The following is a 2623-nucleotide window of genomic DNA, read 5'->3' on the forward strand; positions in this document are numbered from 1 at the left end:
CTAAGCCGATTACCACTAAATATAAGGTCAATTGTGCCCCACTAACAAGCAGTGAAAAGACTAACGCCAACACTAGATTGAATATGGTAATGGCTCCTAACAATAAGCCCATCGTCACATAACGCGCCAGTACCCATTCTTTCACACTAATTGGTAAAGTACTCGAAAAATATAACCAATCTTCCTGATCATCTTGCATAAATAAAGGCATCGCTAATGATATCGAAAAGAAAATCGTCAAAATCATGCCAATAATAAGAGCTGGTTCTTGATAGAAATAAACAGTTGCTAGATAAAACGCCAAAGCCAGTAAGCCATAAAGTAAGCGGTATTTGTTTTTCAAAAATATTAAGTCTTTCATCATCATTGACGTATTAGTTAGCCCCCTCCATCATTAATTCTTCTAAGTGATCAATTTGTTTTTGTTCTTCCAACTGACCGTTCTTTAAATAAAACACCCGAGTCGTAATTTTTTCTAAATCACTTAAAATATGTGAGGATAGTAAAATCGTACAAGTATTATTTTTGCATATGATTGTAGTTCCATTAATACTTCATGAACGTGATACAGGATCCATGCCATTCGTTGCTTCATCTAATAAAATCAATTTTGCTTCCCGACAAAATGCATAGGCGAAATTCAACTTCACTTTCATCCCTTGCGAAAAAGAAGCGATTTTTCAGCATCTTGATAGTCTTTAGCTAAAAAAGTTTGCTGACCGGTTGTGGCTGTTAAATTTTTAAAAATCAGATTAAATAGCGTTGTCTTACCAGCACCATTTTCACCGATTAAACCCACAATATCACCCGCATAAAAATCAAAATTTACATCTTTCAAACGGAAATCTTCTCTTTCAAAAGAAACATCCTTAAAACTTAATATTTTTTCCATAAAAAACCTCCTAAAATTTAGTAATTCCCTATTAAGTATATAGTATACAATGTTTAATAAAAAAAGCTAACTGTAACCGAATTACTCGTTCAAGTACCCCAATAACATTCGACTCCATAAAAAAAGACCACTACCAAATTAAATAGTAGCAGTCCTTCACACTTAGTCTTCAGCTTTTAGAGCCTCAACCATTTTAATTTTTTTAAGAATTTGATGCATCATGAACATCACAATGCTTGAGAAGATAATGGTTAATCCACCAGCATATAAATAACTTTTTCCCGCAATATGAATTGGGAATAATAAAGTATCAATTTCTGCTGTTTTCAAAACAAAGACTAGTAAAAAGTTTCCTAAGACAAAGCCCAATAAAATGCCAATCACTAATAAAATCAGCATCTCTTGGAAAATATACATACTCACTTCTTTTGGATAAAATCCTAGCAATTAATCGTTGATAATTCCCGCAATCGTTCTGAAATATTAATATTACTCAAATTATATAACACAACAAAAGCAAGTAGCGCTGCTGAAATCACTAAGACGGATGTTACAATGTCTAAACTGTTTAATGTACGGGCAAAGCTTCCACAAATTGTCCTAAGACATTCACACGGGTCACTGTTGTTTGTTCCATTAATTCTTTTGCTAATGTATTTTGTTGTTCTTTATCTAAACTTGTCGTAATAAAAATACTATTATCACTAGCGTTTTCCCCCATTAATTGACGATAAGTAGCTGGTGTCATATATAACCAGTGTTGGACATAGTTTTTCGTCACCCCAGCAATCGTAATCGGATATTCTTTGCCGAAAGATCGGTTAAGGTAATCGAATCCCCAACTTTCGCCCCTAACATACGGGCTAATTTTTCCGTCATTACGACACCTGTTTCCGGCAAGTCAATTGGGGCGTTTGTTTCTTGGTCCAATAAGGTTACTAATTGCTTCATATCTTGATTTGTCGCACCTAATAAGACAACAAATTGATTATTCATTCCATCTATTTGGATTTCAATTTTATCAAAATAGTTTTAGCTGCACAACTAACAGCTGGATTAGCAGCAATTTCTTGTTGAAGTTCGAGATATTCAGGCTGCGTAATATCTGGATCACTTATCATTGAATAATGCACAATATCACCAAATTGTTTGGTTTCTAAACCACTAATCGAATCAGAAATCCCAAATCCCGTTAAAATCAACGCGGTACACCCGGCTACCCCTAGAATGGTCATTGCGTTCCGCCCTTTATAACGAAAAAGATTGCGCATCGTGATTTTTTGATTAAAGTTTAAGCGTGACCAAATCACATTTACTTTTTCTAATAAAATACGATGCCCCGTTTTAGGTGGTTTTGGTCGTAATAATTGGGCTCCCGTTTCTTTTAAACTATGGTGTAAAGCAATAAAAACGGCTCCCACTGTACAGAATAAGCCTAAACCAATCGAGATGAAACTAAAACTTGGATAGTACTCAATAATAATATCACCAATATGATACAATACCTGAATAAGCATTAAAAATGACCCATGGGAATAATTGTTGTCCGATAAACACTCCCGCTATTGCACCGATTAACGCTGCTAAGATGGCATAAATTAAATATTTTTTAGCAATATCAAAATTACCATAACCTAAGCCTTTATAAATCCCGATTAAAGTCCGTTGTTCACTAACCATCCGCTTCATCGCTGAAAAACTAATTAAGGCTGCGACAAAAAAGAAGAAGAC

Annotated in this window: 8 protein-coding genes; all 8 read right to left on the bottom strand. The window is 34.5% G+C overall.

All coding sequences use genetic code 11. The annotated features are described in order from the left end of the window. On the bottom strand, window positions 1-343 hold a 343-nt coding region (locus ACXX9E_RS29855; protein ID WP_505357995.1), incomplete at its 3' end, for an ABC-2 transporter permease. Between the two features lie 211 nt (window positions 344-554). After that, window positions 555-656, bottom strand: coding sequence for a hypothetical protein (locus tag ACXX9E_RS29860; protein WP_505357996.1), 102 nt, complete (start codon window positions 654-656; stop codon window positions 555-557). Further along, on the bottom strand, window positions 653-892 hold the full coding sequence (locus ACXX9E_RS29865; RefSeq protein WP_505357997.1) for an ATP-binding cassette domain-containing protein: 240 nt from the start codon (window positions 890-892) through the stop codon (window positions 653-655). Before ACXX9E_RS29865 ends, ACXX9E_RS29860 begins: the two co-directional genes overlap by 4 nt. 162 nt (window positions 893-1054) lie before the next feature. Then, window positions 1055-1339 (bottom strand): FtsX-like permease family protein, encoded by a 285-nt coding sequence (locus ACXX9E_RS29870; protein WP_505357998.1) that lies wholly within the window; start codon window positions 1337-1339, stop codon window positions 1055-1057. Between the two features lie 121 nt (window positions 1340-1460). Further along, window positions 1461-1673, bottom strand: coding sequence for a hypothetical protein (locus ACXX9E_RS29875; RefSeq protein WP_505357999.1), 213 nt, complete (start codon window positions 1671-1673; stop codon window positions 1461-1463). Continuing rightward, window positions 1670-1888 (bottom strand): hypothetical protein, encoded by a 219-nt coding sequence (locus ACXX9E_RS29880; protein ID WP_505358000.1) that lies wholly within the window; start codon window positions 1886-1888, stop codon window positions 1670-1672. The genes ACXX9E_RS29875 and ACXX9E_RS29880 overlap by 4 nt, the downstream gene beginning before the upstream one ends. Window positions 1889-1893: 5 nt before the next feature. Further along, entirely contained in the window at window positions 1894-2409 is a 516-nt protein-coding gene (locus ACXX9E_RS29885) for a hypothetical protein (RefSeq protein ID WP_505358001.1), read from the bottom strand. After that, window positions 2378-2623: FtsX-like permease family protein (locus tag ACXX9E_RS29890; protein ID WP_505358002.1), on the bottom strand; the 246-nt coding region annotated here is incomplete at its 5' end. The genes ACXX9E_RS29885 and ACXX9E_RS29890, both read right to left, overlap by 32 nt.

Source organism: Pseudomonas sp. GNP014 (genome assembly GCF_054344005.1).